Genomic DNA, 1,528 nt, shown 5'->3' with positions numbered 1-1,528 from the left:
TCAGTATAGGAGGATCGGCTGACCATGCCTAGACGTGTCGTTATTGACTGCTTACTCCGGATTAGGATTCTTGTTTCGTTGAAGACCGCTAATCTCATGATTCGCGAATTATCAAAAAAGAGAACTAGACCAAAAGCCAAAGTAGCTTAGTCTAATTCTCAAAAATCTCTTCATCCTTACCGATTGACAAAGAGCCTTTTAATTCAATAAAAAAAGCAGCTCAATCAGAACTGCTGATGACGGTCCGTACGAGACTCGAACTCGTGATCTCATCCGTGACAGGGATGCGTCCTAAACCAACTAGACCAACGGACCAAAAATTGCGGGGGCTGGATTTGAACCAACGACCTCCGGGTTATGAGCCCGACGAGCTACCAGACTGCTCTACCCCGCGATAATATTATAAGACAATACTGAGAGATCTCAGTATGTCGAACGGAGAATGAGGGATTTGAACCCTCGCGCCGCTTTCGCGACCTACACCCTTAGCAGGGGCGCCTCTTCAGCCACTTGAGTAATTCTCCAGAAATAAAACGATAACAACAAAACTACAAAAGATGACCCGTGCGGGATTTGAACCCACGATACCAGCGTGAAAGGCTGGTGTCTTAACCACTTGACTAACGGGTCATAAACGGAGAATGAGGGATTTGAACCCTCGCGCCGCTTTCGCGACCTACACCCTTAGCAGGGGCGCCTCTTCAGCCACTTGAGTAATTCTCCAAATGGGCCTAAATGGACTTGAACCATCGACCTCACGCTTATCAGGCGTGCGCTCTAAACCAGCTGAGCTATAGGCCCAAAACAAAAGCGGGTAACGAGAATCGAACTCGCGACAACAGCTTGGAAGGCTGTGGTTTTACCACTAAACTATACCCGCATTTAATTTATGGCGCGGGACGGAATCGAACCGCCGACACACGGAGCTTCAATCCGTTGCTCTACCAACTGAGCTACCGAGCCAAAAAACGGTCCGTACGAGACTCGAACTCGTGATCTCATCCGTGACAGGGATGCGTCCTAAACCAACTAGACCAACGGACCAAAAATTGCGGGGGCTGGATTTGAACCAACGACCTCCGGGTTATGAGCCCGACGAGCTACCAGACTGCTCTACCCCGCGATAATAAAAAGGAGGATGAGGGATTCGAACCCTCGCGTCGTTCTCACGGCCTAGCGGTTTTCAAGACCGCCCCCTTCAGCCACTTGGGTAATCCTCCATGATAAAAATGTTACGATTCATCAAGGCAAAATGCCTGATGGACCTTGTAGGACTCGAACCTACGACCGGGCGGTTATGAGCCGCTTGCTCTAACCAACTGAGCTAAAGGTCCAAAACAGCCAGCCAAATCGCGGCGGGGGGGATCGAACCCTCGACCTCCCGGGTATGAACCGGACGCTCTAGCCAGCTGAGCTACACCGCGAATGCTAATATATATTATATTAGAAATCGGGAAAACAGGATTCGAACCTGCGACCCCCTGGTCCCAAACCAGGTGCTCTACCAAGCTGAGCTATTTCCCGAAAA

The 1,528-nt window shown here is 49.9% G+C and carries 14 tRNA genes; all 14 read right to left on the bottom strand.

Annotated elements, in window-relative coordinates:
• Positions 1 to 240: 240 nt before the first annotated feature.
• Positions 241 to 315 (bottom strand) — tRNA-Asp (locus FD32_RS09410).
• A 5-nt stretch (positions 316 to 320) separates the two neighbouring features.
• Positions 321 to 394 (bottom strand) — tRNA-Met (locus tag FD32_RS09405).
• A 42-nt stretch (positions 395 to 436) separates the two neighbouring features.
• Positions 437 to 524, bottom strand: a tRNA-Ser gene (locus FD32_RS09400).
• 34 nt (positions 525 to 558) lie between these two features.
• Positions 559 to 630: transfer RNA gene (locus FD32_RS09395), tRNA-Glu, on the bottom strand.
• Between the two features lie 5 nt (positions 631 to 635).
• A tRNA-Ser gene (locus FD32_RS09390) sits at positions 636 to 723 on the bottom strand.
• Between the two features lie 3 nt (positions 724 to 726).
• Positions 727 to 801 (bottom strand) — tRNA-Ile (locus tag FD32_RS09385).
• A gap of 8 nt (positions 802 to 809) precedes the next feature.
• Positions 810 to 880: transfer RNA gene (locus tag FD32_RS09380), tRNA-Gly, on the bottom strand.
• A 10-nt stretch (positions 881 to 890) separates the two neighbouring features.
• Positions 891 to 963, bottom strand: a tRNA-Phe gene (locus FD32_RS09375).
• A gap of 6 nt (positions 964 to 969) precedes the next feature.
• Positions 970 to 1,044 (bottom strand) — tRNA-Asp (locus tag FD32_RS09370).
• A gap of 5 nt (positions 1,045 to 1,049) precedes the next feature.
• Positions 1,050 to 1,123 (bottom strand) — tRNA-Met (locus FD32_RS09365).
• A 9-nt stretch (positions 1,124 to 1,132) separates the two neighbouring features.
• Positions 1,133 to 1,220: transfer RNA gene (locus tag FD32_RS09360), tRNA-Ser, on the bottom strand.
• A gap of 40 nt (positions 1,221 to 1,260) precedes the next feature.
• Positions 1,261 to 1,334: transfer RNA gene (locus tag FD32_RS09355), tRNA-Ile, on the bottom strand.
• A gap of 16 nt (positions 1,335 to 1,350) precedes the next feature.
• A tRNA-Met gene (locus FD32_RS09350) sits at positions 1,351 to 1,424 on the bottom strand.
• Positions 1,425 to 1,450: 26 nt separating this feature from the next.
• Positions 1,451 to 1,524: transfer RNA gene (locus tag FD32_RS09345), tRNA-Pro, on the bottom strand.
• Positions 1,525 to 1,528: the final 4 nt, after the last annotated feature.

The organism is Limosilactobacillus panis DSM 6035 (assembly GCF_001435935.1).
In the GTDB taxonomy this organism is placed as follows: Bacteria; Bacillota; Bacilli; order Lactobacillales; family Lactobacillaceae; genus Limosilactobacillus; species Limosilactobacillus panis.
This window is presented reverse-complemented; position numbering and strand designations above follow the sequence as displayed.